The sequence below is a fragment of the Streptomyces sp. NPDC001744 genome (genome assembly GCF_042892575.1).
GTDB lineage: Bacteria > Actinomycetota > Actinomycetes > Streptomycetales > Streptomycetaceae > Streptomyces.
On the sequence record NZ_JBIAUG010000011.1, the window covers coordinates 60,440 to 86,748 of the forward strand.

Below are 26,309 nucleotides of genomic sequence, written 5' to 3' on the forward strand. Positions count from 1 at the left end.
CCCGGCGTGGGAGACCCCGGGGGGGGGGGGAAACCCCACGGCGGCGCGGTGCGGATGTCGGGACGTCAGCCCTTGTTGGGGCCCTCGTAGTCCTCGCCGTACGCGCCCTTGGCGGGACGGCGGCGGCGCATCGGGGGTTCGACCCCGTCCGCGAGGCGGCGGGCGGTGACGAGGAAGCCGGTGTGGCCGATCATGCGGTGATCGGGGCGGACGGCGAGGCCCTCGACGTGCCAGTTGCGGATCATGGACTCCCAGGGCTGCGGCTCGGCGTAGCAGCCGAACTCGCGGATGGACTCCACGGTGCGGGCGAGCTGGGTGGTCGTCGCCACGTAGCAGCAGAGGATGCCGCCGGGGACGAGGGCCTTGGAGACGGCCTCCAGGCACTCCCAGGGAGCGAGCATGTCCAGGATGACGCGGTCGACGTCGGTGTCGGAGAGGTTGTCCTGGAGGTCGCCGACGGTCAGCTGCCACGCGGGGTGGGGACCGCCGAAGTAGCGCTCGACGTTGCCCTTGGCGATCTCGGCGAAGTCCTCGCGGCGCTCGTACGAGTGCAGCATGCCGCTGTCCCCGATGGCGCGCAGGAGGAAGCTGCTCAGCGATCCCGAGCCCACCCCGGCCTCCACGACGCGCGCGCCGGGGAAGATGTCGGCGAAGGCCAGGATCTGCCCCGCGTCCTTCGGGTAGACCACGGCGGCGCCGCGGGGCATGGACAGGACGTAGTCGGGGAGCAGGGGGCGCAGCGCGAGGTAGGCGACGTTTCCGGTGGTGCGGACAACGCTGCCCTCGGGGGCGCCGATCAGTTCGTCGTGCGGGAAAGAACCCTTGTGGGTGTGGAAGTTCTTTCCCTCTTCGAGCGTGAACGTGTAGTGACGGCCCTTGGGGTCGGTCAGCTGAACCTGGTCCCCGACCTTGAAGGGCCCGCGTCGGCGGGCGGCACCGGTCGGTTCGGACATACGACCAGAGTACCGGGGTTACGAACCGGGTCGTGCCATGGCCCGGACGAAGGCCCGCTCGACGTCCCCGGTGGAGAGGACGCCGTAGATCTCGCCGGTCTCCTCGACGACCAGGTACTCGGTGGCCGGGCTGGCGCGGAGGTGGTCGAGGAGGGGCTGCCCGGTGAGTTCGGCCGGGACGCGCATGCCGTCGGTGAGGTCCTGGGCGAGGGTGCTGACGGCGACCCAGGGGCGCCGGTGCTGCGGTACGGCGGCGATGGCGGCCTCCCGGACGATGCCGGTGGGGTCGCCGGCGGGATCGACCACCACCAGGGCGCGGGCGCCGGCCTCGTTGGCGCGGCGGAGCGCCTCGGAGAGGGGGGTGCCGGGCTCCACGGGGATGGCGCGCCGGGTGAGGGAGCGGGCGCGCAGCTCGGGCAGGTGCTCGCGGAGGCGGGCCATGCGGAGGCTGTTGCCGGCGCCGGTCCAGATGATGGCGGCGAGGATCGCGGCGAGCAGGGCGTCGGTGACGGTCTCGAAGCCGCCGATGTCCTCGGTGGAGTTGCCGAGGAGTCCGGTGCGGGTCAGCAGGGGCAGTCCGACCAGGACGAGGACGGCGAGGGCGCGGCCGGCCCAGGCGGCGGCGACGGTGCCGCTCATGGGCTTGCCGGTGATCTTCCAGACGACGGCGCGGAGCATCCGGCCCCCGTCGAGCGGGAGGCCGGGGAGCAGGTTGAAGACGGCGACGATCAGGTTGGAGATCATCAGGCCGGCGAGGAGGACGCCGGGGACGGTGGCGGGCTCGACGGCGTACAGGGTGAGGTAGAAGAGGCCCGCGAGGACGAGGGAGAGGAGGGGGCCGACGAAGGCGAGGACGAACTCGCGGCCGGGGCTCTCGCTCTCCTTCTCGATCTCGGAGACGCCGCCGAAGAACTGGAGCTGGATGCGGCGCACCGGGAGCTTGAAGCGGAGCGCGGCGATCGTGTGGGCCAGTTCGTGGACGAGCACGGAGGCGTAGAAGGCGACGGCGAAGAAGAGGGAGACGAGGTAGCGGGCGGCGCCGAGGTCGGGCAGGACGCGGTCGATCTGGTCGCCGAAGACCCAGGTGATGAGGGCGGCGACGAGGAACCAGCTGGGGGCGACGTAGACGGGCACGCCGAAGGGGCGGCCCATGAGGATGCCGCCGCCGGGCTCCTCGGTCCGCTGCGGCTTGGGCTCGTCCTGGTTCACGGGTTCCTTTCGTCGCGTGGTGTGACCCGCGTCGGTGCGTCACGGTTCGATCATGCAGTGCGACGGGGTCCCTGGTCGATGGTATGCGGCTCGCTGTCGGTGGCGGGTCGTAGGGTCGGGGGCATGAGTACGAGCGAGCGGGTGCCGGCGGCGGCCGGGACGCCCATGTCGTTGTCGCCCTCCCGGGCGAGCGATTTCATGCAGTGTCCGCTGCTGTACCGGTTCCGGGTGATCGACCGGCTGCCGGAGAAGCCGAGTCCGGCGGCCACCCGGGGCACGCTGGTGCACGCCGTCCTGGAGCGGCTGTTCGACGATCCGGCGGCGGAGCGGACGGCGCCGAGGGCGCGGGCGATGGTGCCGGGGCAGTGGGAGCGGCTCCTGGAGTCGAGGCCCGAGCTGGGCGAGCTGTTCGCGCGGGACCCGGACGGCGAGCGGCTCGCCGACTGGCTGGGCGAGGCGGAGCGGCTGGTCGAGCGGTGGTTCACGCTGGAGGACCCGACGCGTCTGGAGCCGGCCGAGCGCGAGCTGTTCGTGGAGACGGAGCTGGATTCGGGGCTGCGGCTGCGCGGGGTGATCGACCGGATCGACGTGACGCCCGCGGGCGACGTGCGGATCGTCGACTACAAGACGGGCAAGGCGCCCCGGCCGGAGTACCGGGACGGCGCCCTGTTCCAGATGACCTTCTACGCGCTGGTGGTCCGGCGGCTGAGGGGCGTGATCCCCCGGCGGCTCCAGCTGGTGTACCTGGGCAGCGGGGAGGTGCTGACGTACGACCCGGTGGAGGCGGACCTGCTGCGGGTGGAGCGGAAGCTGCTGGCGCTGTGGGAGGCCATCCGGCTGGCGACGGAGACGGGCGACTGGCGGCCGCGCCCGACGAAGCTGTGCGGCTGGTGCGACCACCGGGCGGTCTGCCCGGAGTTCGGCGGGACTCCCCCGGCCTACCCGCTGGAGATCACCCCGGTCCGCCCGCCGGAACCGGACGGGCCGGGGCAGGGCAGAATGGATCCGGCCCCGCCCGCGCCGTAGGGGCCGGTCCGCCTCGTGCGCCCCGCCCCGTGAAGGAGCCCCTGTGACGATCCGTGTCCTCCTGGTCGACGACCAGCCGCTGCTGCGCACCGGCTTCCGGATGATCCTGGAGGCGGAGCGGGACATCGTGGTGGTGGGCGAGGCCGGGGACGGCCTCCAGGCGCAGGAGCAGGTGCGCGCGCTCCAGCCGGACGTGGTGCTGATGGACATCCGGATGCCCCGGATGGACGGGGTGGAGGCGACCCGGCGGATCACCGGTCCGGACCGGGACGGGCCGGCGAAGGTGCTGGTGCTGACCACCTTCGACCTGGACGAGTACGTGGTGGAGGCGCTGCGGGCCGGTGCCAGCGGCTTCCTCCTGAAGGACGCCCCGGCGAACGAGCTGGTGCAGGCGATCCGGGTGGTGGCCGCGGGCGAGGCGATGCTGGCGCCGTCGGTCACGCGCCGGCTGCTCGACAAGTACTCGGCGCACCTGCCGACGGGCGAGGAACGGGTGCCGGACACGCTGAGCACCCTGACCGACCGCGAGACGGAAGTGCTGAAGCTGGTGGCGCGGGGCCTGTCGAACGCGGAGATCGCGGCGGACCTGTTCGTCAGCGAGACGACGGTGAAGACGCATGTGGGGCACGTGCTGACGAAGCTGCGGCTGCGGGACCGGGTGCAGGCCGCGGTGTACGCGTACGAGAGCGGTCTGGTGCGGCCCGGCGGCCAGTAGCCGGTGCGGGAACGGCGGAGGGGCCCGGCGCGCGGGACGCGCGCCGGGCCCCTCCGCCCGTGCGGGACGGCGGTCTCGGCCGGGGGTCAGACGGTGCCGCGGCCCAGCTCCCAGAGCAGGAGGTCGGAGGAGGTGTTGAGCGCGTACTCGACCCCGTTGATGTCGTCGCGCGCGGCGACGTACTGCTTGCCCTGCCACAGGGGCAGGACGGGGACGTCCTCGGCGACGATCTTCTGGATCTGCGCGTAGACCGGGCCGGCGGCGGTGCGGTCGACCTGACGGCGCGAGCGCGGGATGAGCTGGTCGCGGACGACCTTGTTCACGTACGGGGTGTTGAGGAAGTTGTCGCTGTCCAGGAACGGCGCGATGTAGTTGTCCGGGTCCGGGTAGTCGGGGAACCAGCCGAGACCGTAGACGGCGTAGTCGCCGCGCTTCTGGGCGGTGCGGAAGGTGGACCACTCGGCGCCCTTGACGGTGGCGTCGAAGAGTTCGCTGGCGGTGAGCTGCTTGCCGAGCGCCTCGAACTCCTCGGCGGTCTCGGCGCCGTAGTGGTCGGTGGTGTAGTTCAGGGTCACCTTGACGGGGGTCTTGACGCCCGCGTCCTTGAGGATCTTGGCCGCGCGGTCCGTGTCGGGCTCGCCGTACTCGTCGAAGAAGGGGGTGGCGTGGCCGGTGATGCTGGAGGGGATCAGCGAGTAGAGCGGCTCGGCGGTGGGTCCGTAGACGCGGTTGATCAGGGCGCCCCGGTCGACGACGGCGGCCATCGCCTGGCGCACGGCCTTCTCCTGGACGGAGGGGGCCTTGGTGTTGAAGCCGAGGTAGCGGATCTCGAGGCCGGGGACCTCGACCACCTCGATGCCGTCCTTGGGGTTCTCGGTGAGGCTCTTGACCTGCTTCTGCGACAGGGAGCGCGCCATCATGTCGATGTCGTCGGCCTCCAGGGCCCTGCCCATGGTGGTCGCGTCGGCGTAGGGGCGCAGTTCGACCTTGTCGTTGCGCGGGACGATGTCGCCCTTGTAGTTCGGGTTCCTGGTGAAGACGAAGCGGGTGGCCTTCCCGCCCTCGCGTTCGGCCTTCATGGTGTACGGGCCCGAGCCGTCGACCTCGAAGCCGTCGCGGAGCCTGTCGGCGGCGTACTTGTCCTTGCTGAGGATGCCGGCGACCGGGGTGGAGAGCTTGTACGGGAAGGTGGCGTCGGGGGTCTTGAGGTGGAAGACGATCCCGTTGGCGCCCCGGGTCTCGACGGTGTCGACGTTCGCGAGGAGGGCGGCCGTTCCGTTGTCCGACTTGATCCTCAGGACGCGTTCGACGGAGTACTTGACGTCCTCGGCCGTGATCGGGGTGCCGTCGGCGAAGGTGAGGCCGGCGCGGAGCGTGCAGCGGTAGCTCTCGCCGGCCTTGTCGGAGAAGCCGCAGCTCTCGGCCGCCTCGGGGACGGGCTCGCCGCCGCCGCGGGGCACGTGCAGGAGGGTCTGGACGGTCTGCCGCAGGACGTTCCACGCGCCGGTGTCGTAGGCGTAGGCCGGGTCGAGGGGGGCGGGGGTGTCCTCGGTGGCGATGAACTGGTCCGTGGTGCCGACGACGATGGCCCGGTCCTCCTCCGTTCCGCCGCAGGCGGCGAGCAGGGGGACGAGCAGTCCGGCCACGGCCGGGAGCACCAGGGTCTTGCGGTTCATCAGGGACGATCTCCTCATCCGGCACTGGGTCACAGCGGTCAGGGACACTCCGCCGCCTGCCGCCCGGTCGGGGCGGGAGCGATCGGGCCGGGTGGTGCGATCGGTCCGGTGTTCACGGCGTTCTGGGTGTGCGCCGGTGCACGCGGTTATGCGGCGAAGTACTCGCGAAAGATTAGTGGGAGGCGCCGCTATTGCCGGACCACGGGCGGGGCCGGGGGTAATCGCACAGTGATCATGAATGCGGACCGCTCCATAGTCATGCGCCGGACGATGCGGACGATCATGAGCGAAACGGGGCACATGGTGGCGGCGAAGTCGGACGATTCCGGACAGGGAACGAGAACAGGCCATCGACCACCGGGCACTCTGGGTGACCAAGGTCACGCAAGTCCCTTTTCGGTAAATGGCCTGATCGTTTTCCTGCGCAGAACCGTGAGGAACCGCGCCGGGAAAGCGCATTCCGCCGGAGAAGCTCGGCGAAAGCTCAGATCCTGGTGATCAGAGTGCGGAGGAAAGGCACGTCGACCTCTTCGAGCGAGCGCACGACGACCCGGCCCGGGGAGGGCGCGATCGGGGCGACGGAGGGCACCGCGACGACCCGGCAGCCCGCCGCCTCCGCGGCCGCGACGCCGGTCGCCGTGTCCTCGACGACGGCGCAGAGCGCGGGGTCCACGCCCACCCCCCGGGCGGCGGCCAGGTACGGCTCGGGGTGCGGCTTGGTCCGTACGACCTCGTCCCCCGCGACGGTGAGGGTGAAGCGGTCGGGGCCGAGCGAGGCGAGGACCCGGTCGATGATCCGCCGGTGCGAGGCGGAGACCAGGGCGGTGGGAATGGAGTGCCGGGCCAGCTCGGCGAGGAGCCGCTCGGCGCCCGGCATGAGCGGGACGCCCCGCGCGATGCGCTGCTCGAACTTCTCGTTGAGGAGGACGGTCAGCTCGGCGAGGGTGATGTCGGCGCCGGTGGACTCGATGAGGTAGCCGGCGCTGCGGGTCATCGGGCCGCCGACCACGACGTCCCGCCAGGACTCGTCGAGGCGGTGCCCGAGGTCGGCGAAGACCTCCACCTCCGCGTCCCACCAGAAGCCCTCGGTGTCGACGAGGGTCCCGTCCATGTCGAGGAAGACCGCCTGCAGGGCGGAGCTGCCGTTCGTACGGAACGGGGACGCGGGGACCGTACTGGTCATCCGGACACCTCCAGGGAGGGACGAGAAGGCCGGTCCCCCTCCCGGAGCGGGAGGGGGACCGGCCTGCACTGGACGGACAAGTGTACGTCCCGATCACGGAAAACGCGGCGATTCACGCCGCCGCGGTCACCGTGCGTTGAAGTAGTTCGCCTCGGGGTGGTGGAGGACGATGGCGTCGGTGGACTGTTCGGGGTGGAGCTGGAACTCCTCCGAGAGGTGCACGCCGATGCGCTCCGGCTTCAGCAGGTCCGCGATCTTGGCGCGGTCCTCCAGGTCGGGGCAGGCCGGGTACCCCAGGGAGTAGCGGCAGCCCTGGTACTCCGTACGGAACATGCCGGCCATGGAGGCGGGGTCGGTGCCCGCGATGTCCCACTCCGCGCGGACCCGGCCGTGCCAGTACTCGGCGAGGGCTTCGGCGAGCTGGACGGACAGGCCGTGGAGTTCGAGGTAGTCGCGGTAGGAGTCGGACGAGAAGAGCCGGGCGGTGGCCTCGCCGATCTTCGAGCCGACGGTGACGACCTGGAGCCCGACGACGTCGGTCTCGCCGGACTCCTCCGGACGGAAGAAGTCCGCGAGGCAGAGGCGGCGGCCCCGGCGCTGGCGGGGGAAGGAGAAGCGGGTGCGCTCGTTGCCGTCCTCGTCCAGGATGATCAGGTCGTCGCCCTTGGAGACGCACGGGAAGTAGCCGTGCACGACGGCCGCCTCCAGCAGGTTCTCGGTGTGGAGCTTGTCCAGCCAGCCGCGCAGCCGGGGCCGGCCCTCGCTCTCGACCAGCTCCTCGTACGAGGGACCGTCGCCGGTCCGGTTCTGCCGGAGGCCCCACTGGCCCTTGAAGAGGGCGTCCTCGTCGAGCCAGGACGCGTAGTCCTTCAGCGGGATGCCCTTGATGACCCGGGTGCCCCGGAACGGCGGGACCGGCACCGGGTTGTCGGTGGCGACGTCGGAGCGGCCGCCGGGCTCCGGCTCGTCGACCTGGAGGGCGGCGGCGTCCTTCTTGGCGACCCGGCGCTGCTTGAGTTCGGGCAGGGCGGCTCCGGGGACGCCGCGCTTGATGCCGATGAGGGCGTCCATGAGGCGCAGGCCCTCGAAGGCGTCGCGGGCGTAGCGGACCTCGCCCTGGTAGATGTCGTGGAGGTCCTGCTCGACGTACGCGCGGGTCAGGGCGGCGCCGCCGAGGATCACGGGGTACTTGGCGGCCAGGCCCCGGCCGTTCAGCTCCTCCAGGTTCTCCTTCATGATCACCGTGGACTTCACCAGGAGGCCGGACATGCCGATCACGTCGGCGTTGTGCTCCTCGGCGGCCTCCAGGATCGCGGAGACGGGCTGCTTGATGCCGATGTTGACGACGTTGTAGCCGTTGTTGGAGAGGATGATGTCCACGAGGTTCTTGCCGATGTCGTGGACGTCGCCGCGCACGGTCGCCAGGACGATCGTGCCCTTGCCCTCGGCGTCCGACTTCTCCATGTGCGGTTCGAGGTGGGCCACGGCGATCTTCATGACCTCGGCGGACTGGAGCACGAACGGCAGCTGCATCTGTCCGGAGCCGAACAGCTCGCCGACCACCTTCATGCCGTCGAGCAGGGTCTCGTTGACGATGTCGAGCGCCGGGCGGGAGGCCAGGGCCTCGTCCAGGTCGGCCTCCAGACCGTTCTTCTCGCCGTCGACGATCCGCCGCTTCAGCCGTTCGTCCAGGGGCAGGGCGAGCAGTTCCTCCGCCTTGCCGGCCTTGAGGGACTTGGTCGTGGCGCCCTCGAAGAGCGCCATCAGCTTCTGCAGCGGGTCGTAGCCCTCGGAGCGCCGGTCGTAGATCAGGTCGAGGGCGGTGGTGACCTGCTCCTCGTCGAAGCGGGCGATGGGCAGGATCTTCGAGGCGTGCACGATCGCCGAGTCCAGGCCCGCCTTCACGCACTCGTCCAGGAAGACCGAGTTGAGCAGGACGCGGGCCGCCGGGTTGAGGCCGAAGGAGATGTTCGACAGGCCCAGGGTGGTCTGCACGTCCGGGTGGCGGCGCTTCAGCTCGCGGATCGCCTCGATCGTGGCGATGCCGTCCTTGCGCGACTCCTCCTGCCCGGTGCAGATCGTGAAGGTCAGCGTGTCGATGAGGATGTCCGACTCGTGGATGCCCCAGTTGCCGGTCAGGTCCTCGATCAGCCGCTCCGCGATGGCGACCTTGTGCTCGGCGGTACGGGCCTGCCCCTGCTCGTCGATGGTGAGCGCGATCAGCGCGGCGCCGTGCTCCTGGGCCAGACGGGTGACCTTCGCGAACCGCGACTCCGGTCCGTCGCCGTCCTCGTAGTTCACCGAGTTGATGACCGCCCGGCCGCCGAGCTTCTCCAGGCCCGCCCGCAGGACGTCCACCTCGGTGGAGTCGAGGACGATCGGCAGCGTGGAGGCCGTGGCGAAGCGGCCGGCCAGCTCGGCCATGTCCGCCACCCCGTCCCGGCCCACGTAGTCCACGCACAGGTCCAGCATGTGCGCGCCCTCGCGGATCTGGTCCCGGGCCATCTCCACGCAGTCGTCCCAGCGGCCCTCCAGCATGGCCTCGCGGAACTTCTTCGAGCCGTTGGCGTTCGTCCGCTCCCCGATCGCCATGTAGGAGACGTCCTGGCGGAACGGAACCGTCTGGTACAGCGAGGCCGCGCCGGGCTCCGGGCGCGGGTCGCGGGCGGCGGGGGCGAGGCCGCGCACCCGCTCCACGACCTGCCGCAGGTGCTCGGGGGTCGAGCCGCAGCAGCCGCCCACCAGGGACAGGCCGTAGTCGCGGACGAAGTTCTCCTGCGCGTCGGCCATCTCGGACGGCGTCAGCGGGAAGTACGCGCCGTCCTTGGTCAGCACGGGCAGGCCCGCGTTCGGCATGCACATCAGCGGCGTGCGGGAGTGCCGGGCGAGGTAGCGCAGGTGCTCGTTCATCTCGGCCGGGCCCGTGGAGCAGTTCAGGCCGATCAGGTCGATGCCCAGCGGCTCCAGGGCCGTCAGGGCCGCCCCGATCTCCGAGCCGAGCAGCATCACGCCCGTGGTCTCGAAGGCGAGCGAACAGATGAGGGGGACGTCCAGGCCCAGCGCGTCCATCGCGCGCCGCGCGCCGATCAGGCTCGCCTTGGTCTGCAGGAGGTCCTGGGTCGTCTCGACGATCAGGGCGTCGGCGCCGCCGGTCAGCAGGCCCTCGGCGTTCCGCTGGTAGCCGTCGCGGAGCACGTCGTACGTGATGTGGCCGAGCGACGGCAGCTTGGTGCCGGGGCCGATCGATCCCAGGACCCAGCGCGGGCGCCCGTCCCCGGCGGTGAACTCGTCGGCGACCCCGCGGGCGATCCGGGCACCCGCCTCGGAGTGCTCGAAGACCTTGTCCGCGATGTCGTACTCGCCCGCGGCCGAGTGGTTGGAGCCGAACGTGTTCGTCTCGACGCAGTCGACGCCCGCCTCGAAGTACTCCCGGTGCACGGAGGCGACGATGTCGGGCCGGGTGATGTTCAGGATCTCGTTGCAGCCCTCGAGGTTCTGGAAGTCCTCGAGGGTGGGGTCCTGGGCCTGGAGCATGGTGCCCATGGCCCCGTCGGCGACCACCACCCGGGTCGCGAGGGCTTCGCGGAGGGCGGCGGCACGGTTCCGGCTGTCGGCGGAAGGGGACGGCGACGAGGCCATGGATGATCTCCCTGGGATGCGACGGCTGTCGGCTTTGCGCCCTCGGGGGAGGGGGCACGGGGTCAGCCTAACCGCGCACCGCCCGGGGTGGACATGGCGTCCCACGGGGCGGACGGCATCCTGTGTCCGGGGACTCCCGGTCCTGCCTCTCCTTGACCCACACTGTCTGAAGTGACGCAAGGTCGGCATCGGCCGATAGTGTTCAGCATTGTCGAACAGCGTGAGAAGGATGAGGGGCCGGGCGATGGCGAAGAACATCCAGTCGCTTGAAAGGGCGGCGGCCGTGCTGCGACTGCTCGCGGGCGGCGAGCGCCGGCTCGGCCTGTCGGACATCGCGTCCTCGCTCGGACTCGCCAAGGGGACGGCCCACGGCATCCTGCGCACCCTCCAGGCGGAGGGCTTCGTGGAGCAGGAGGCGGCGTCGGGCCGCTACCAGCTGGGCGCGGAGCTGCTGCGCCTGGGGAACAGCTATCTGGACGTGCACGAACTGCGGGCGCGGGCCCTGGTCTGGACGGACGACCTGGCCCGGTCCAGCGGCGAGAGCGTGCACCTGGGGGTGCTGCACCAGCGGGGCGTGCTGATCGTGCACCACGTCTTCCGGCCGGACGACAGCCGCCAGGTCCTGGAGGTGGGGGCCATGCAGCCGCTGCACTCCACGGCCCTGGGCAAGGTCCTCTCGGCGTACGACCCGGTGGCGCACAGCGAGGTGGTGGAGGCCGGACGGGAGGCGTTCACGCCGCGGACGACCACGGCGCTCGGGGACTTCGAGGCGCTGCTCGACACGGTGCGGGCCCGGGGCTGGGCGGCGGACGTGGAGGAGACCTGGGAGGGCGTGGCGTCGGTGGCGGCGCCGATCCACGACCGGCGGCGGATGCCGGTGGGGGCGGTGGCGGTGACGGGCGCCGTGGAGCGGCTCTGCCCGGCCGGCGAGCTGCGCCCGGAGCTGGTGGCGGCGGTGCGGGACTGCGCCCGCGCGGTCTCCCGGGACCTGGGGGCCGGCCGCTTCTGAGACACGCCCGGGGACGGCCGCTTCCGGGCGTACTCCGCGGGGGTCGCTTCCGGGCGCACTCCGAGGGGTCGCTTCCGGGCACGCCCCCGAGGCCGTCGTTTCCCGGACGGCCACCACCGGGACGCGCCCCGGTGCCCGGCCGCCGCCCGGGCGCGCCCCGGCGACCCGCCGTCCCCGACTCCGCCGGACGGCCGTCCCGCGCGGCCGTACCCCTCCGCGCGGCACCCCCGACCCGCCGATAACGATCCCGTCATCGGCGGGTTTTCCCTTCCCCGGGCCCTTGACGTGCTGTTGCGCCGGGGCAAAACTTCCGTTCACCGGTCGGCATTGTCGAACACTTAACGGAAATGCGCGTTAGGGTGGGGCAGTGCTTAGGGCCGGCAACGCCCTCACACGAGGGCGCGGACACCGGAGGAAACCGGGGTTCGCCTTCCCCTGGACGAAGGACAAAGGAGTCGCGGGTGTCCAGCTCCGACATCTTCCTCGGCGAGACCATCGGTACCGCCGTACTCATCCTGCTCGGCGGCGGTGTGTGCGCCGCCGTCACGCTCAAGAACTCCAAGGCCCGCGGCGCGGGCTGGCTCGCGATCACCTTCGGGTGGGGCTTCGCCGTCATGACGGCCGTCTACATGACGGCTTCCCTCTCGGGCGCCCATCTGAACCCCGCCGTCACGGTCGGAATCGCGATCAAGGACGGGGAGTGGGGCGACGTCCCCGTCTACTTCGCCGGCCAGCTGCTCGGCGCGATGATCGGCGCGGCGTTGGTCTGGGTGGCCTACTACGGCCAGTTCCTGGCCCACCTCACGGACCCGGAGACCCGCGGCGAGACGCCGGTCGAGGGCCCCGGCCCGGTGCTCGGCGTCTTCTCCACGGGCCCCGAGATCCGCAACACCTGGCAGAACCTGGCCACCGAGGTCATCGGCACCACCGTGCTGGTCCTCGCCGTGCTCACCCAGGGCCTCAACGACAGCGGCAAGGGCCTCGGCACCCTGGGCGGTCTGATCACCGCCTTCGTCGTGGTCTCCATCGGCCTCTCGCTCGGCGGTCCGACCGGTTACGCCATCAACCCGGCCCGTGACCTCGGTCCGCGCATCGTGCACGCCCTGCTCCCGCTGCCGAACAAGGGCGGCTCCGACTGGGGCTACGCCTGGATCCCGGTCGCCGGTCCACTGATCGGCGGCGCCCTCGCCGCGGGTATCTACACCATCGCGTTCGCCTGAGCCGTCCTTCTTCCAGACCCCCTTGGAGCACACCGTGACCGACGCACACACCTCCGGCCCGTTCATCGCCGCCATCGACCAGGGCACCACCTCCTCCCGCTGCATCGTCTTCGACAAGGACGGCCGGATCGTCTCGGTCGACCAGAAGGAGCACGAGCAGATCTTCCCGAAGCCCGGCTGGGTCGAGCACGACGCCGCCGAGATCTGGGCCAACGTCCAGGAGGTCGTCGCCGGCGCCCTGGAGAAGGCGGAGATCACCGCCGCCGACGTCAAGGCCATCGGCATCACCAACCAGCGCGAGACCACGCTGCTGTGGGACAAGAACACCGGCGAGCCCGTCCACAACGCCCTCGTCTGGCAGGACACCCGCACCGACGCCCTCTGCAAGGAGCTGGGCCGCAACGTCGGCCAGGACCGCTTCCGCCGGGAGACCGGTCTTCCGCTCGCCTCGTACTTCTCCGGCCCGAAGGTCCGCTGGCTGCTCGACAACGTCGAGGGGCTGCGCGAGCGCGCCGAGCGCGGCGACATCCTCTTCGGCACCATGGACTCCTGGGTCATCTGGAACCTGACCGGCGGCGTGGACGGCGGCGTGCACGTCACCGACGTCACCAACGCCTCCCGCACCCTGCTGATGAACCTGCACGAGCTGGCGTGGGACGAGCGCATCCTGCACTCCATGGACGTCCCGGCCGCCGTACTGCCGGAGATCCGCTCCTCCGCCGAGGTGTACGGCACGGTCAAGGGCGGCGTCCTCGACGGCGTCCCGGTCGCCTCCGCGCTCGGCGACCAGCAGGCCGCCCTCTTCGGCCAGACGTGCTTCGCCGAGGGCGAGGCCAAGTCGACGTACGGCACCGGCACCTTCATGCTGATCAACACGGGTGACAAGGCGATCAACTCCTACAGCGGCCTGCTGACCACGGTCGGCTACCGGATCGGCGACGAGAAGCCGGTCTACGCCCTGGAGGGCTCGATCGCCGTGACCGGCTCCCTGGTGCAGTGGATGCGCGACCAGATGGGCCTGATCAAGTCCGCGGCCGAGATCGAGACCCTGGCCTCCTCCGTCGAGGACAACGGCGGCGCCTACTTCGTCCCCGCGTTCTCCGGCCTGTTCGCCCCGTACTGGCGTTCCGACGCCCGCGGCGTGATCACCGGCCTCACCCGCTACGTCACCAAGGCGCACATCGCCCGTGCCGTGCTCGAGGCCACCGCCTGGCAGACCCGCGAGATCGCCGACGCCATGGTCAAGGACTCCGGCGTGGAACTGACCGCCCTCAAGGTCGACGGCGGCATGACCTCCAACAACCTGCTGATGCAGACCCTCTCCGACTTCGTGGACGCGCCCGTCGTGCGTCCCATGGTCGCCGAGACCACCTGCCTCGGCGCCGCCTACGCCGCCGGCCTCGCCGTCGGCTTCTGGCCGGACACCGACGCCCTGCGCGCCAACTGGCGCCGGGCCGCCGAGTGGACGCCTCGCATGGACGCGGAGAAGCGCGACAGCGAGTACAAGAACTGGCTCAAGGCCGTGCAGCGCTCCATGGGCTGGCTCGAATCGGACGAGAAGTGACGAGGAGTAATTCACGATGACCACCCTGCAGAGCGTCCCCGCCCTGGGGACGCACCCGGCCGCCGGTTCCCTGCCGAGCCGCGCCGAGACCCGGGAGCAGCTCTCCAAGGCGACGTACGACCTCCTGGTGATAGGCGGCGGCATCCTGGGCATCTCCACCGCCTGGCACGCCGCGCAGTCGGGTCTGCGGGTGGCCCTGGTGGACGCCGGCGACTTCGCCGGCGCCACCTCCTCCGCCTCCTCCAAGCTGCTCCACGGAGGTCTGCGCTACCTGCAGACCGGCGCGGTGAAGCTGGTGGCGGAGAACCACTTCGAGCGGCGCGCGGTCTCCCGCCAGGTGGCCCCGCACCTCGCCAATCCGCTCACCTTCTACCTGCCCGTCTACAAGGGCGGCCCGCACGGCGCGGCCAAGCTGGGCGCCGGTGTCTTCGCGTACTCCGCGCTCTCGGCGTTCGGCGACGGCGTCGGGCACCTCCTCTCCCCCTCCAGGGCGGCGCAGGACGTGCCGGAGCTGCGGACCGACAACCTGAGGGCCGTGGCCGTGTACGGCGACGACCAGATGAACGACGCCCGCATGGCGCTGATGACGGTCCGCGCCGCCGTCGACGCCGGTGCCACCGTCCTCAACCACGCCGAGGTCACCGGCCTGCGCTTCACCCGCGGCCGGGTCACCGGCGCGGAGCTGAGGGACCGCACCACCGGCGACGAGTTCGGCGTGGACGCCCGCCTCGTCCTGAACGCCACCGGCCCGTGGGTCGACCACCTGCGGAAGATGGAGGACCCGGCCGCGGCCCCCTCCATCCGCCTCTCCAAGGGCGCGCACCTGGTGCTCAGGCGGACCTCGCCGTGGAAGGCCGCGCTGGCCACCCCGATCGACAAGTACCGCATCACCTTCGCCCTCCCCTGGGAGGACATGCTGCTGCTCGGCACCACCGACGAGGAGTACGAGGGCGACCCCGGCCAGGTCGAGGTCACCGAGAAGGACACCGCCCAGATCCTGGACGAGGCCGCCTTCTCCATCCGCGACCAGCAGCTGTCGCGCGACCTCATCACGTACTCCTTCGCCGGTCTGCGGGTGCTCCCCGGCGGCCCCGGCGACACCTCCAGGGCCAAGCGCGAGACGGTCGTGACCGAGGGCCGGGGCGGGATGCTGTCGGTGGCCGGCGGCAAGTGGACGACCTTCCGCCACATCGGACGCACGGTGATGAAGAAGCTGGAGCAGCTTCCGGGACACCCCCTCGGCGAGGACTACGAGCCGGTCTCCGCACTGCCGAAGCGGCTGCCGCTGCCCGGCATCGCCAACCCGAACGCCGTCGCCCACCGGCTGCTCGTCGACGGCCCGGCGCCCGGTCCGCGCATGGCCGCCGACACCGCCAGGCACCTGGCGACGCACTACGGTTCGCTCTCCTTCGAGATCGCCCGCATGGCGAACGAGGACCCGGAGCTGGCCCGGCGCATCCACCCGGACGCGCCGGAGATCTGGGCGCAGGTCGCCTACGCCCGTGACCACGAGTGGGCCGAGACGGCGGACGACGTGCTGCGCCGCCGTACGACGCTGACCGTCCGGGGCCTGGCGACGGACGAGATCCGTGCCGGGGTCGAGTCGATGCTGCGGAAGTGACCTCCCGCCCCCCGGGGCGGCTCGGGGCGGTCCCTCCTCCGGGGGCCGCCCCTCCGGCGTTCCGGGAGGCGTGGGGCCTTCGTGTGCGGAGGCCGGTTCCTGGGTAGTCGATCGAGGCCGCACGGGTTTTCGGGGATGTCCGGGGGCTGCGGACGGGCCACCGGAAAGCCGTAAGGTTGGTCCGTGCGACAGGAACTTCGAGAAGGAGGCGCTGGGTGATCGAGCTCGAGGGGGTGCCCGAGCTGATCGACCCGGTCATGGTGGCCGCGTTCGAGGGCTGGAACGACGCCGGGGACGCGGCCTCCACCGCGGTCGCCCACCTGGACCGGGAGTGGAAGGGCGAGGTGTTCGCGGCGCTCGACGCCGAGGACTACTACGACTTCCAGGTCAACCGGCCCACGGTCTTCCTGGACAACGGCGTACGGAAGATCACCTGGCCGACGACCCGGCTCTCCGTGGTCCGCGTCGGCGGCGACAAGCCCCGTGACCTGGTACTCGTGCGCGGCATCGAACCCTCGATGCGCTGGCGCTCCTTCTGCAACGAGCTGCTCGCCCTCGCGCACGAGATGGGCGTGGAGATGGTGGTGATCCTGGGCGCGCTGCTCGGGGACACCCCGCACACCCGGCCGGTCCCGGTCAGCGGCGTGACCTCCGACCCGGACCTGGCGCGCACGATGGACCTGGAGGAGACCCGGTACGAGGGCCCCACGGGCATCGTGGGCATCCTCCAGGAGGCGTGCACGCACGCGGGCGTGCCGGCGGTGAGCCTGTGGGCGGCGGTGCCGCACTACGTGTCGCAGCCGCCGAACCCGAAGGCGACGCTGGCGCTGCTCAACCGCCTGGAGGACCTGATCGGGCTGCGCATCCCGCTGGGCGAGCTGCCCGAGGACGCGCGGGCCTGGCAGCTCGGCGTGGACCAGCTGGCGGCCGAGGACAGCGAGGTCGCCGAGTACGTGCAGACGCTGGAGGAGGCGCGGGACACCGCCGAGCTTCCCGAGGCGTCCGGCGAGGCGATCGCCCGTGAGTTCGAGCGGTACCTGCGGCGGCGTGAGCCCGGCGCGGGGCCGGGTTCCGGACCCGGGGTGGCGACGGAGGGCGGGGAGTCCCCGTTCCTGCGGGAGTCCGGGAGCGGCCGGCCGCGCCCGCCGAAGCCCGAGAAGACGGAGAAGCCCGAGAAGCCGGAGGCCGGGCCGGGAACGGCGCCGGACGCCGGGACCGGGGCGGACGCCGCACCGGGAGGGCGACCGGAGGCCGCGGGCCCCGGGGCGAAGCCCGGGAGCGGCGCCGGGGACGCCCCCGAGGGGGCCGCCGGCGGGACGCCGGACGATCCCCGGGACGGCGATCCGTCCGGCGGCGAGGGCCCGGACGGCGGTTCCGGCGGACAGCGCGAGCGGTGAGCGGTACGGGAGGGGCGCCCGGAAACGGGCGCCCCTCCCGCGCGCCGGGCGTCAGGCGCAGCCGAACCGGGCCGCCGCCCAGTCGCCGTGGTCGCCGCTCTTCGACCCGTTGGTGTCCGTGATCTTCAGCCGGACGTGCCGGGCGCCGGTCACGTCGACGTTCACGGGCAGGGTCGCGGAGGCACCGGTGAGCCGGGGCGAGGTCCACAGGACCTTGCCGTCCGCCTCCACGGAGAAGGCCACCTCGCCGTAGCCGTCGATCTCGTCGTCGATGCCCACGTCGGCGGTGAGGACGGAGCAGCGGCCGCCCAGGTAGACCTCGACGTCGGAGTCGGCATGGCCGCCGATCCCCTTCTCGTAGGTCTTCCCGGCCAGGGTGAGGGGCCGGCCGTCGGCGGCGCCGGACTCGCCGTTGGAGCGGTCGCGTTCGGCCGGTCCCCAGCCGTTGGTCGAGCGCAGCCACACCAGGTCGCTCGCCCAGGCGTCGCCGGTCGGCGGCGGGGGCATCACGCCGACCGCGAACCGCTGCACGGCGGTGCGGTCGGTGCCCGCGGCGCGGTGGCGGACGGTCGCCGTGAGGGTGGCCTCGCCGGGCTTCGCGTCCGCCGCGGGGGCGACGGCGACCTCGACCCGGCGGGTGGTGCCGGCCGGGACGCGGGCGATCGGGGCGGCCGGGGTGACCCGCCAGCCGTCCGGGGCGGCCACGGAGACCCGTACGTCGGTGGCGTCCCGGGTGCCCGCGGTGACGTCCACGGCGACGGTGCCGGGCGTGCCCGCGCCGAGCTCCTGCCCGGTGGGGGCGGCGAGGACGGCGGAGGCGCCGGGGACGGCCCCGCCGACGGCGCTGGTGTCGGTCAGGCGCAGTTCGAAGGCGCGGTCGGTGGACAGGGCGGCGGTCTTGATCCGGACCGTTCCCCCGCGCTCGTCGCGGTCGTACCACCAGCCCTGGCCGGCCGCGTCGAAGGCGGCGCGGGAGGTGAGGGCGGGCAGCGCGCGTCCGTCGAGCCTCACCGTGCCGGGGGCGTCGCCGGTGTGGACGGTGAAGGCGTACGGCCGGGCGCCGGGCTTGCCGGTGTACGTGCCGGTGCTCGCGCCGACCCGGACGGTGACGTCGCCGGGGCCGGACTCGGGGGCGCGGACCTCGGCGCGCTGGGTGGCGTACTTCCCGGCACGGTGCTCGCGGGTGACGCCGTCGTCCTCGTACAGCTCGAAGGAGGAGGTGCCCCGCGGGTAGACGTCCCAGGCGAGCGGGTCGCCGGGGGCGCGGTCCTTGTACGAGCGGATGTCGCCGGGCCACAGGGGGACGACCGCGCCGGCGCGGACGAAGAGGGGCAGGGTGTCGAGCGGGGCGCTGTAGTCGTCGAGGGTGCGCGGACCCTCGTAGACGCGTCCGCTCCAGTAGTCGATCCAGGTGCCCTTCGGGAGGTAGATGCCGTCGCGTTCTACGGCGTCCTGGTAGACGGGCGCGACGAGGAAGTCCTCGCCGCTGAGGAACTCGTACTTCGCGGCCTCGGTGGCGGCCTTCGGGTCGTCCGGGTACTCCAGGGCGAGCGGCCGGGCGAGGCCGACGCCGGTCTTCGTGGCGCGGTACGCGTGGCTGTAGATGTACGGGAGCAGGGCCTCGTGGAGCTTGAGGGAGGCGCGGTTGATGCCGGTGTACGGCTCGCCGTAGCGGAAGGGCTGCTTGTCCTGGGCCGCCCAGCCGTCCATGGTCATGGTGACGGGCAGGAAGGTCTTCCACTGGAGGTCGCGGGTGTACGTCTTGGCGCTCCCGCCGAAGATGCCGTCGACGTCACCGGTGGTGTAGGCGAGGCCGGACATGGAGGCGCCCGCGTAGGTCGGTATCTGCCAGCGGATGTACTCCCAGCTCCCGGTCTGGTCGCCGGACCACTGGACGCCGCAGCGCTGGGCGCCGGCCCAGCTCTCGGGGGCCCAGGTGAAGCCGCGGGCTTCGCTGTGGGCCTCGATGCCCGCGTGGGCGTCCTTGCAGCCGTCGAGGGCGAACTTGTACCCCGCGCCGACCCAGGCGACGTCGAGCTTGGCGACCCGCTGGCCGGCCCTGACCTGTTCGCCGAGGCGGTCGATGCCGTCCTCGGTCCACAGGCCGAGCTGCGTGCCGCGCTCCTGGAGCCCGGCGGCGGTCTCCGCGAGGTTCTCGTAGCCGCAGCCGTAGCCGTCGTTGACGAGCATCCAGCCGTTGGGCATGTCGTTCGCGACGTAGCCGTCGGCGACCTTCAGGGCGTCGAGGGTGTGGCGCTCGCCCCGGTTGGCGTTGTGGAGGTAGCAGTCGGCGTCGCCGATCTCCAGGCCGTACACGGGGGGCATGAAGGGCTTGCCGGTGAGCCGGGTGTACTGGCCGATGACGTCCTTGGCGGCGTCGCGGCCGGTGCCGGCGAAGTAGTAGGCGTCGAAGCGCCGTTCCTTCGCGCTGGTGGTGACGGGCTCGGTGAAGGCGTAGGTGTTGGGGGCGTAGGTGTTGCGGTAGACGCCGTAGCCGGCGGTGGAGAGGTAGAACGGGACGGAGTTGGGGTGGCCGCCGTCGTTCCAGTTGTAGTCGACGGCGACCTCGACGGTCTTGTCGCGGTGGGAGGTGTTGCCGCGTCCGTTCTGCATGCCGGCGCCGTAGAACTGCTCCGCCGCGCCGCGGGCGAGGGTCTGGACGGTGCGGTCCTGGTTCCAGGTGAGGCCCCGGGTCTCGGACCAGAGGGGGGTGCCGTCGGCGCGCACGGCGGCGAAGCGGAGCGGCGACTTGTAGGCGCGCAGGGTCACCCGGTCGCTGCTCAGTTCGTACCGGTCGCCCCGGTCGTGCCAGCGGGTGGCCGGGGGCGGGCCCTGGGGCAGGGTGATGTCGGTGCCGGTGGGGTCGGTGAACGTGCCGTCGGGGGCGAGTTCGATGCGGAAGGTGTCGGCGGTGACGAAGGTGACGCGGGCGCGGGACGGGCCGGCGGTCAGCAGGTAGGCGGCTCCTTCGGCGGCGAAGCCGGTGACGTCGCCGACGGTGGTGTCGGCGTTCCCGGCGCTCTCGGTGGGGGGCGTGGGGGTGGCCGCGGCGGTGGTGCCGGGTCCCGCGAAGGCGGCGAGCAACCCGAACAGTGCACCGGCGACTGCAGCTCTCATGCGCGGTGATGATTGCATGGAGCTTCTTTAGCGCATGTTCGAGCACGGCGACAGGACAAAAAGGAACCGCCCCCGGACTTCACACGGAAGTCCAAGGACGGTTGCACAAAACGGAGTTGTACGACGAAGACCCTTACAGGGCGACACCCAGGAGCGCGTCGACGGCACGGGAGACGAGTCCGGGGGCGGAGTCGTCGGTGCCGCCTCCGGCCGTCTGGAGTTCGGCCCAGCGGTCGACCGCGGCGAGCGCGGTGGGCGTGTCGAGATCGTCGGCGAGGGCGTCGCGCAGCTCCTCCACGAGGGCGTCGGCGGAGGGCCCGTCGGGGCGGGAGACGGCGGCGCGCCAGCGGCCGAGGCGGTCCACGGCGTCCCGGAGGACCCGGTCGGTCCACTCCCAGTCGGCGCGGTAGTGGTGGGAGAGGAGCGCGAGCCGGATGGCGGCCGGGTCGACGCCGTCGCGGCGCAGCTTCGAGACGAAGACCAGATTGCCCCTGGACTTGGACATCTTCTCGCCGTCGAGGCCGACCATGCCGGCGTGGACGTACGCCTTGGCCATCGGGAACTCGCCGGTGAGGGTCTGGGCGTGGGAGGCGCCCATCTCGTGGTGCGGGAAGATCAGGTCGGAGCCGCCGCCCTGCACGTCGAAGCCCATGCCGAGGTGGTCGAGGGCGATGGCGACGCACTCGATGTGCCAGCCGGGGCGGCCGGGGCCGAGGCTGCCGCCGTCCCAGCTCGGCTCGCCCTCGCGGGCGGCCATCCAGAGCATCGGGTCGAGCGGGTTCTTCTTGCCGGGACGGTCGGGGTCGCCGCCGCGCTCGGCGGAGAGGTGGCGCATCAGTGCGGTGTCGTAGTTCGAGACGCGGCCGAAGTGCGGGTCGGCGTCGACCGAGAAGTAGACGTCGCCCTCGAGCTCGTAGGCGGCGCCGGCGTCCCGCAGGCGCTCGACGAGCGGGACGATGCCCGGTATGGCCTCGACCGCGCCGATGTAGTGCTTCGGGGGCAGCATCCGCAGGGCGGTCATGTCCTCGCGGAAGAGGGCGGTCTCGCGCTCGGCGAGACCGGTCCAGTCCACGCCGTCGCGGATCGCGCGCTCCAGGAGCGGGTCGTCCACGTCCGTCACGTTCTGGACGTAGTGCACCTGCCGCTTGGTGTCGAGCCACACGCGCTGGACGAGGTCGAACGCGTTGTAGGTCGCCGCGTGACCCATGTGGGTCGCGTCGTACGGGGTGATGCCGCAGACGTAGAGACGGGCGACGGGGCCGGGGGCGAGGGTGACTCGTCCGCCGGTCGCGGTGTCGTGGATCCGGAGGTCGCGGCCCTTGCCGGGAAGGGCGGGGACCTCAGAAGCGGGCCAGGCATGCATGCCCCGAGCCTAACCGGACGGGTGTTCCGGATACGAACCGGATACGGGATCTCGGCCGGTTGGGCGCTCTTGCGGGCGCGGAGGCCCGTGTGCGTCCCCGCCGGGGGCGTGCGCGTCCCCGGGAAGAGATGGCCGAAACCGCCGCCCCGTGCCTCCGGGACGCGAGGGGCGCCGGGAGCCGGGCGGGACTCCGGCCCTCAGACCGGCGGCCAGGGGATGGACGGCCACTGCCCGGAGGGCTCCGGGTGCCGGCCGCCCGTCCTCAGCGCCTCCACGCGGGCGCGTACCGCCGCCACTTCGGCGCCGGTGAGCAGTTCCGCCAGACGGGTGGCGAGCCGCTCCCCCGGCGCCAGGGACCGGGCCAGGCGGTCGAGGACCCCGGCCGCCTCGGCGGGCAGTTCCTCGCCCGCCCATCCCCACAGCAGGGTGCGCAGCTTGTCCTCGACGTGGAAGGCGACCCCGTGGTCGATGCCGTACAGGTGCCCGCCGGGGACCGGGAGCAGGTGCCCGCCCTTGCGGTCGCCGTTGTTGATCACCGCGTCCAGGACGGCGAGCCGCCGCAGGGCGGGGGTGTCCGCGTGGACGAGGAGCGCGGTGCGGCCCTCGCCCACCTCGGCCTCCCCCACGGCCTTCCAGCCCTCCCCCGGCTCCTCGTCCTCGGTGAGGGCCAGGAGCCGCGCCTCGGGGTCGGGCTCGATCCAGAGCTGGACCATGCCCTCCCCGTACGGGCCGTCGCGGAGCACCGTCGGCGGGACCAGGCCCCAGCCGGTGACCTCGGAGACCTCGTAGGCGGCGACCTCGCGCCGGGCGAGGTTGCCGTCGGGGAAGTCCCACAGCGGCCGTTCCCCGGCGACCGGCTTGTAGACGCAGGCCGCCTCCCGTCCCTCGTACGCGACGGAGCAGTACAGCACGGCGTTGGACGCCTCGCGGATTTGTCCGCGTACGGTCAGGTCACCGCGGGCGAGCAGTTCGGCGCCCGGCAGGGTCTGGGGGCTGCTGCTCATGCTCCGCGGCGGTATCCGTTCTGGCGCGGACAGACGTGCCCCTCGGGGTCGAGCGGCAGGCTGCAGAGCGGGCAGGGCGGCCGGCCCGCGTTGACGACGTCCAGGGCCCGCTTGGCGAAGGCCCGCGCCTGGGCGCCGGTGAGGCGGACGCGGAGCATCGGCGGGCCGTTCTCCTCGTCCTGGAGCAGCCGCTCCTCGGCCTCGGCGAGGTCCTCGTCGGTGTCCGCGTCGAGTTCGACGAGGGCCTGCGCCTCGACGATCATGCGCTGCTCCTCGCCGTCCCAGGCGAGCGCCATGGTGCCGACCCGGAACTCCTCCTCGACGGGGGCGTCGAGGGGAGCGGTGTCCGCGACCTCGGCGGGGGCGACGGCGGGCACGGGCGCGTTGCCGCCGGTGCGCCGCACGACCTCGTCGAGGAGTTCGTCGATGCGCTCGGCGAGGGCGGCGACCTGCATCTTCTCCAGGGCGACGCTGGTGACCCGGCCGCCGGCGGACGCCTGGAGGAAGAACGTACGGCGGCCAGGCAGCCCGACCGTACCGGCCACGAAACGCTCCGGTGGGTCGTAGAGGAACACCTGACGGGACACGTTCCCGGCTCCCTTGCGTCTCGACGGTCTTGCTACAGCGGCGCGTCCACCCTACTGCGCGAAGGGATCACGGTGCGCCCGCACCACCGCCGACCGCGGCCGTCCCGTCGCCGTGGGCGTGCTCGCGGGGGACGAATCCGGCGAACTCTCCCGTGTCGCCGAGGCGGAGGAGGAAGGGACGCGCGCGCGTGTAGCGGATGACGGTGACCGAGCAGGGGTCGGCGTGGAGCCGCTGGAAGAGGTCGAGGTGGAGCCCGAGCGCGTCCGCCACGACCGACTTGATGATGTCGCCGTGCGAGCACATCACGTAGCAGGCGTCCTCGCCGTGCTCCGCCTCGATCCGCGCGTTCCAGTCCCGTACGGCCTCGACGGCGCGGTTCTGCATGGCGCGCATGGACTCTCCGCCGGGGAAGGCGGCGGCGGAGGGGTGGGTCTGGACGACCTCCATCAGGGGGTCGTCGCCGAGCTCGGAGAGCTTGCGGCCGGACCAGTCGCCGTAGTCGCACTCGTTGATCCGCTCCTCGACGTGGAGCGGGAGGCCGGGGCGGGCGTCGAGGAGGGGGCGCAGCGTCTCCCGGCAGCGCCGGAGGGGGCTGGAGACGGCGGCGACGAGCGGGACGTCCGCGAGGCGCCCGGGGAGGGCGGCGGCCTGCGCGGCACCGCGCTCGTCGAGCGTGACCCCGGGCGTGCGCCCGGCGAGGACCCCGGAGGTGTTGGCGGTGGAGCGTCCGTGCCGGACGAGGATCAGCGTGGCCATGCGGGCCAGCCTAGGCCGTACGGGCCGGGGCGTCCGCGCGGGAGGCGCGGGACCGCCCGCGCGTGCGGGGAGGGCCGGGGCCGGCGGAGGACCGCGCGGGGGCTTTCCGGGGCCGGGGAGGCCGTCACGTGTGCATGACGAGACCGTTCGGGGGCAAAATGCGCTCCGTGATCGTGGACTCTGCCATCTACCGGGACGGGCACCGCACGGACGGCCCCTCCGACCTCTCGGACGCCCTGGAGGAGGCGCGGTCGGCGGGCGACGACGCGTTCCTGTGGGTGGGGCTGCACGAGCCCACGGCGGCGGAGTTCGACCACGTCGCCTCGGAGTTCGCGCTCCACCCGCTGGCCGTCGAGGACGCCCTGAAGGCCCACCAGCGGCCCAAGCTGGAGGTCTACGACGACTCGCTGTTCATGGTGCTCAAGCCGGTCGTGTACGAACCGGAGAGCGACCGGGTCTCCTCGGGCGAGCTGATGGCGTTCATGGGCGACTCGTTCGTGGTCACGGTCCGGCACGGCGAGGGGGCCCCGCTGGCGGAGGTGCGCCGGCGCCTGGAGGCCGACCCGGAGGTCCTGAAGCACGGGCCGACGGCGGTGCTGTACGCGGTGAGCGACGCGATCGTCGACCACTACCTCGACATCGCGGGCGAGCTCCAGGTGGACCTGGAGGAGCTGGAGGCGGACGTCTTCGCGCCCACCGGGGGCGCGGCGGCCAACACGGCGGCGCGGATCTACACGGCGAAGCGGCAGGTCCTGGAGTTCCGGCGGGCCAGCGGTCCGCTGGCCGGGCCGATGGCGCGGCTCACGGCCGGGACGGTGCCGTTCGTGAACGAGGAGGCGCGGCCGTTCTTCCGGGACGTCAACGACCACCTGCTGCGCTCCAACGAACAGGTGGAGGGGCTCGACCGGCTCCTGTCCGACGTCCTCTCGGCCCATCTGGCGCAGATGGGGGTGCGGCAGAACGACGACATGCGGAAGATCTCGGCGTGGGCGGCCATGGCCGCGGTCCCCACGATGGTCGCGGGGGTCTACGGCATGAACTTCGAGTTCATGCCGGAGCTGGGCTGGCGGTACTCGTACCCGGCGGTGATCCTCCTGATGACGGGGGCCGTCGTCGTCCTGTACCTGATGTTCAAACGGCGCGGCTGGATGTAGCCCCCCCCCCCCGCCGCACCGGCCCCGCCCGGAGGACCCGGCGAAGGGCCGGCAGGGGCTCCGGGGAGTCCCGGGAGGCTTTTCAGAAGGCGGGCGCGGGGGCGGCGGGCCCCCCGAGGGCGTCGAGCCGCTCGGGCGTCCTGAGGCCGGTCATCCGGTGCCATCCCGCCAGCCGCTCGTACGCGTACATGCCGTGGACGCCGGCGGCGAGGGCGAGGGCCTTGGGCTTCGGCCACTTCAGGATGCGGCCCATGTGGCGCATCACGGCGAGGCTGACGTCGCGGTAGACCCGGATCTCGACGAGGGCGGACTCGCGCAGGGTGCGCTGGATCAGCCGCCCGTGGCCCCGGCGGGCGAGCCGGAGCAGCTCCTCGTGGCAGTAGGCGAGGTGATTCGTCTCGTCGTTGTCGATCATGTGGATGGCCCTGCCCAGCTCGGGGTGGTCCCCGAAGTACGTGACGAGCATGTCCATCTGGTCGGCGGCCCGCTGCTCGGTGACACGGCTGTGGGCGAGGTAGACGACGATGTCCCGCTCGGTCAGCGGCTCGTCGCGGCGGAGTTTGTCGTGCGCGAGGCCGATGCCGCGCCGTTCGAGCAGCATCGTGTAGTCGGTGTCGGGGGGCACCGGGACGGGTTCGAGGCCGCGCTTCCTCATCAGCGCGTGGAAGATCCGGCCGTGCTTGTCCTCGTCGGCACCGTGCCGGATGATCTTGGGCGCGAGTCCGCGCATCGCCGGGGGGACGAGGGCCGCGATCCGGCCATTCTCCCAGCCGCCCTGGGCCTCGCCGCTCGCCGCGATCGAACAGAAGAGCCGGAAGGACTCGTCGTTGTCGATGATTTCCTGGAACAGGCCCTTGGCCGTGAGCATCGCCGCCACCTCCGTGCGGACGTCCGTACTCCGGTACGTCCGGGGAGAACGAGTCAAGTCCGGTCCGGGACGGCGGGCAACACGGGGCCGGGCCGGTTCGGCCGGAAGAGTGAGTCCCGGGGGCGTAACCGGGAGGCCGCCGGAACCGTTGTGCTGCGTGACGGCCGTGGCGGGGAAGACCCCCCGAGCCCCCACCACGGCCGCGGGCCCCTCCGGTTCCTTCCGGCTCCGTCTCCCCGCGGAGCCG

Annotated in this window: 19 protein-coding genes; 8 read left to right on the plus strand and 11 right to left on the minus strand. The window is 72.2% G+C overall.

Annotated elements, in window-relative coordinates; translation table 11 throughout:
* Positions 1-65: 65 nt before the first annotated feature.
* Together ACFYZY_RS15420 and ACFYZY_RS15425 are read right to left on the minus strand one after the other, a co-directional pair.
* Positions 66-953: a tRNA (adenine-N1)-methyltransferase gene (locus ACFYZY_RS15420; protein WP_015032448.1), complete on the minus strand. Its 888-nt coding sequence runs from the start codon at positions 951-953 to the stop codon at positions 66-68.
* Positions 954-971: 18 nt separating this feature from the next.
* Positions 972-2,105: a site-2 protease family protein gene (locus ACFYZY_RS15425; RefSeq protein WP_388693975.1), complete on the minus strand. Its 1,134-nt coding sequence runs from the start codon at positions 2,103-2,105 to the stop codon at positions 972-974.
* Between the two features lie 180 nt (positions 2,106-2,285).
* On the opposite strand from ACFYZY_RS15425, the gene ACFYZY_RS15430 reads away from it, so the two are divergent.
* The gene (locus ACFYZY_RS15430; RefSeq protein WP_388693713.1) at positions 2,286-3,188 is read left to right on the plus strand and encodes a RecB family exonuclease; all 903 of its coding nucleotides are present in this window, start codon (positions 2,286-2,288) and stop codon (positions 3,186-3,188) included.
* A gap of 43 nt (positions 3,189-3,231) precedes the next feature.
* Positions 3,232-3,903 carry a response regulator gene (locus tag ACFYZY_RS15435; protein WP_388693715.1) on the plus strand — a complete coding sequence of 224 codons (672 nt, stop codon included), beginning with the start codon at positions 3,232-3,234 and terminating at the stop codon, positions 3,901-3,903.
* A gap of 86 nt (positions 3,904-3,989) precedes the next feature.
* Here ACFYZY_RS15435 and ACFYZY_RS15440 read toward each other — a convergent pair whose 3' ends face one another.
* From ACFYZY_RS15440 to metH, 3 genes are all read right to left on the minus strand, one after another.
* Positions 3,990-5,579 carry an ABC transporter substrate-binding protein gene (locus ACFYZY_RS15440; protein WP_388693717.1) on the minus strand — a complete coding sequence of 530 codons (1,590 nt, stop codon included), beginning with the start codon at positions 5,577-5,579 and terminating at the stop codon, positions 3,990-3,992.
* A gap of 484 nt (positions 5,580-6,063) precedes the next feature.
* Positions 6,064-6,762 carry an HAD family hydrolase gene (locus tag ACFYZY_RS15445; RefSeq protein ID WP_388693719.1) on the minus strand — a complete coding sequence of 233 codons (699 nt, stop codon included), beginning with the start codon at positions 6,760-6,762 and terminating at the stop codon, positions 6,064-6,066.
* Between the two features lie 126 nt (positions 6,763-6,888).
* A complete protein-coding gene (gene metH / locus ACFYZY_RS15450; protein ID WP_388693721.1) occupies positions 6,889-10,401 on the minus strand; it encodes a methionine synthase in 3,513 nt (1,170 codons plus the stop codon).
* 244 nt (positions 10,402-10,645) lie between these two features.
* Between metH and ACFYZY_RS15455 the strand changes: the two genes are divergently transcribed.
* The 5 genes from ACFYZY_RS15455 to ACFYZY_RS15475 all read left to right on the plus strand — a co-directional run bounded on the left by ACFYZY_RS15455 (position 10,646) and on the right by ACFYZY_RS15475 (position 17,212).
* Complete coding sequence (locus ACFYZY_RS15455) at positions 10,646-11,410, plus strand: IclR family transcriptional regulator (RefSeq protein ID WP_388693723.1); 765 nt, start codon at positions 10,646-10,648, stop codon at positions 11,408-11,410.
* 461 nt (positions 11,411-11,871) lie between these two features.
* Positions 11,872-12,630: an MIP/aquaporin family protein gene (locus ACFYZY_RS15460; protein ID WP_388693725.1), complete on the plus strand. Its 759-nt coding sequence runs from the start codon at positions 11,872-11,874 to the stop codon at positions 12,628-12,630.
* A gap of 34 nt (positions 12,631-12,664) precedes the next feature.
* On the plus strand, positions 12,665-14,194 hold the full coding sequence (glpK, locus tag ACFYZY_RS15465) for a glycerol kinase GlpK (RefSeq protein WP_388693727.1): 1,530 nt from the start codon (positions 12,665-12,667) through the stop codon (positions 14,192-14,194).
* A gap of 16 nt (positions 14,195-14,210) precedes the next feature.
* A complete protein-coding gene (locus ACFYZY_RS15470) occupies positions 14,211-15,815 on the plus strand; it encodes an FAD-dependent oxidoreductase (protein ID WP_388693729.1) in 1,605 nt (534 codons plus the stop codon).
* 215 nt (positions 15,816-16,030) lie between these two features.
* Positions 16,031-17,212, plus strand: coding sequence for a PAC2 family protein (locus tag ACFYZY_RS15475; protein ID WP_388693731.1), 1,182 nt, complete (start codon positions 16,031-16,033; stop codon positions 17,210-17,212).
* Between the two features lie 51 nt (positions 17,213-17,263).
* On the opposite strand, the gene ACFYZY_RS15480 is transcribed toward ACFYZY_RS15475, so the two are convergent.
* From ACFYZY_RS15480 to ACFYZY_RS15500, 5 genes are all read right to left on the minus strand, one after another.
* Complete coding sequence (locus ACFYZY_RS15480; protein ID WP_388693733.1) at positions 17,264-20,347, minus strand: NPCBM/NEW2 domain-containing protein; 3,084 nt, start codon at positions 20,345-20,347, stop codon at positions 17,264-17,266.
* A gap of 115 nt (positions 20,348-20,462) precedes the next feature.
* Positions 20,463-21,692: a cysteine--1-D-myo-inosityl 2-amino-2-deoxy-alpha-D-glucopyranoside ligase gene (mshC, locus tag ACFYZY_RS15485; protein WP_388693735.1), complete on the minus strand. Its 1,230-nt coding sequence runs from the start codon at positions 21,690-21,692 to the stop codon at positions 20,463-20,465.
* Positions 21,693-21,889: 197 nt separating this feature from the next.
* On the minus strand, positions 21,890-22,696 hold the full coding sequence (locus ACFYZY_RS15490; RefSeq protein WP_388693736.1) for an SCO1664 family protein: 807 nt from the start codon (positions 22,694-22,696) through the stop codon (positions 21,890-21,892).
* Positions 22,693-23,283: a DUF3090 domain-containing protein gene (locus tag ACFYZY_RS15495; protein ID WP_388693737.1), complete on the minus strand. Its 591-nt coding sequence runs from the start codon at positions 23,281-23,283 to the stop codon at positions 22,693-22,695. The genes ACFYZY_RS15490 and ACFYZY_RS15495 overlap by 4 nt, the downstream gene beginning before the upstream one ends.
* Before the next feature lie 67 nt (positions 23,284-23,350).
* Positions 23,351-24,040, minus strand: a complete 690-nt coding sequence (locus tag ACFYZY_RS15500; protein ID WP_388693739.1) for a histidine phosphatase family protein — start codon at positions 24,038-24,040, stop codon at positions 23,351-23,353.
* 158 nt (positions 24,041-24,198) lie between these two features.
* Between ACFYZY_RS15500 and corA the strand changes: the two genes are divergently transcribed.
* Positions 24,199-25,194 (plus strand): magnesium/cobalt transporter CorA, encoded by a 996-nt coding sequence (corA, locus tag ACFYZY_RS15505; RefSeq protein ID WP_388693977.1) that lies wholly within the window; start codon positions 24,199-24,201, stop codon positions 25,192-25,194.
* Between the two features lie 82 nt (positions 25,195-25,276).
* On the opposite strand, the gene ACFYZY_RS15510 is transcribed toward corA, so the two are convergent.
* The gene (locus tag ACFYZY_RS15510; RefSeq protein WP_388693741.1) at positions 25,277-26,062 is read right to left on the minus strand and encodes a ferritin-like domain-containing protein; all 786 of its coding nucleotides are present in this window, start codon (positions 26,060-26,062) and stop codon (positions 25,277-25,279) included.
* Positions 26,063-26,309 lie beyond the last annotated feature (247 nt).

Coding starts and splice junctions, on each gene's coding strand:
- ACFYZY_RS15470 (WP_388693729.1), top strand. CDS start 14,211: ATGACCACCCTGCAGAGCGTCCCCGCCCTGGGGACGCACCCGGCCGCC.
- ACFYZY_RS15430 (WP_388693713.1), top strand. CDS start 2,286: ATGAGTACGAGCGAGCGGGTGCCGGCGGCGGCCGGGACGCCCATGTCG.
- mshC (WP_388693735.1), bottom strand. CDS start 21,692: ATGCATGCCTGGCCCGCTTCTGAGGTCCCCGCCCTTCCCGGCAAGGGC.
- ACFYZY_RS15455 (WP_388693723.1), top strand. CDS start 10,646: ATGGCGAAGAACATCCAGTCGCTTGAAAGGGCGGCGGCCGTGCTGCGA.
- ACFYZY_RS15445 (WP_388693719.1), bottom strand. CDS start 6,762: ATGACCAGTACGGTCCCCGCGTCCCCGTTCCGTACGAACGGCAGCTCC.
- ACFYZY_RS15440 (WP_388693717.1), bottom strand. CDS start 5,579: ATGAACCGCAAGACCCTGGTGCTCCCGGCCGTGGCCGGACTGCTCGTC.
- metH (WP_388693721.1), bottom strand. CDS start 10,401: ATGGCCTCGTCGCCGTCCCCTTCCGCCGACAGCCGGAACCGTGCCGCC.
- ACFYZY_RS15490 (WP_388693736.1), bottom strand. CDS start 22,696: ATGAGCAGCAGCCCCCAGACCCTGCCGGGCGCCGAACTGCTCGCCCGC.
- corA (WP_388693977.1), top strand. CDS start 24,199: ATGCGCTCCGTGATCGTGGACTCTGCCATCTACCGGGACGGGCACCGC.
- ACFYZY_RS15500 (WP_388693739.1), bottom strand. CDS start 24,040: ATGGCCACGCTGATCCTCGTCCGGCACGGACGCTCCACCGCCAACACC.
- ACFYZY_RS15480 (WP_388693733.1), bottom strand. CDS start 20,347: ATGCAATCATCACCGCGCATGAGAGCTGCAGTCGCCGGTGCACTGTTC.
- ACFYZY_RS15510 (WP_388693741.1), bottom strand. CDS start 26,062: ATGCTCACGGCCAAGGGCCTGTTCCAGGAAATCATCGACAACGACGAG.
- ACFYZY_RS15420 (WP_015032448.1), bottom strand. CDS start 953: ATGTCCGAACCGACCGGTGCCGCCCGCCGACGCGGGCCCTTCAAGGTC.
- ACFYZY_RS15425 (WP_388693975.1), bottom strand. CDS start 2,105: ATGGGCCGCCCCTTCGGCGTGCCCGTCTACGTCGCCCCCAGCTGGTTC.